At 67.0% G+C, this 912-nt stretch carries 1 rRNA gene; it reads right to left on the bottom strand.

The features are described 5' to 3' along the window. Positions 1-405 (bottom strand): 16S ribosomal RNA (locus IE124_RS36260); the annotation flags it as partial. Positions 406-912: the final 507 nt, after the last annotated feature.

The following is a 912-nucleotide window of genomic DNA, read 5'->3' as shown; positions in this document are numbered from 1 at the left end:
TTGAGTCAAATTAAGCCGCAGGCTCCACTCCTGGTGGTGCCCTTCCGTCAATTCCTTTAAGTTCCAGTTTTGCAACCATACTTCCCCCGGAACCCGTTAGCTTTGGTTTCCCGGAAGCGGCCCGCCGAGCCATAACGGAGGGATCGTCGGCGGATCGCTAGCTGGCATAGTTTACGGTCAGAACTAGGGCGGTATCTGATCGCCTTCGAACCTCTGACTTTCGTTCTTGATCAACGGGAACGTGCTTGACAAGCGCCTTCGCAGCTGTTCGTCTTGCGACGATCCAAGAATTTCACCTCTAACGTCGCAATACGGATGCCCCCGTCCGCCCCTATCGATCATTACCTCGGACCCCGCAAAGACCCCGCCGCGCCCGGCGGGAGCCCGGTGCCCGCACGGAAGTCGGGTGTCCGGGACCGCCGGGGTCTGCGACGGGGCCCGGTGAACCGACGAAACCCCGGAGCCGAGGTCGTATTCTGTTATCCCATGCACCTGTATGCGGGCCACGCCCTTTCGGACGTTTTTTGAACGCCTCGCGATGAGCACTCTAATTTGTTCAAGGTAATTGTGCCGGCCCGCGGCGACACTCGGTGAAGAGCACCGCAGCGGGAAAAACTGGCGGACGGTCCTCCCGGAACGGGCTTTTTAAGGGCCCGCCGGGCGAGGGGCGAGGCCCTCACCGGCCCGCCGGGGCGCCCGATCGGGGCCGCTCTCCGGAGCGCCGGGGCCGGCGGGGGGGCCGGGAAGGCCGTCCCCGCCGGGGGACCCGGGCCGGAATGCCGAGCGGGAGCCCGGCCCCGACCGGCTCGGAGGCCGGCCCCGCCGGGACCGCGCTTGGTCCGGCCGCGCGGAAGCGGGCGCGGAGCGTGGGCGGACGGCCCGGCGGCTTCGAAGGGGCCGGAGCCTCGGAAC

Origin of the sequence: Streptomyces narbonensis (assembly GCF_014649015.1) — a bacterium.
Classification (GTDB): domain Bacteria; phylum Actinomycetota; class Actinomycetes; order Streptomycetales; family Streptomycetaceae; genus Streptomyces; species Streptomyces narbonensis.
This window is presented reverse-complemented; position numbering and strand designations above follow the sequence as displayed.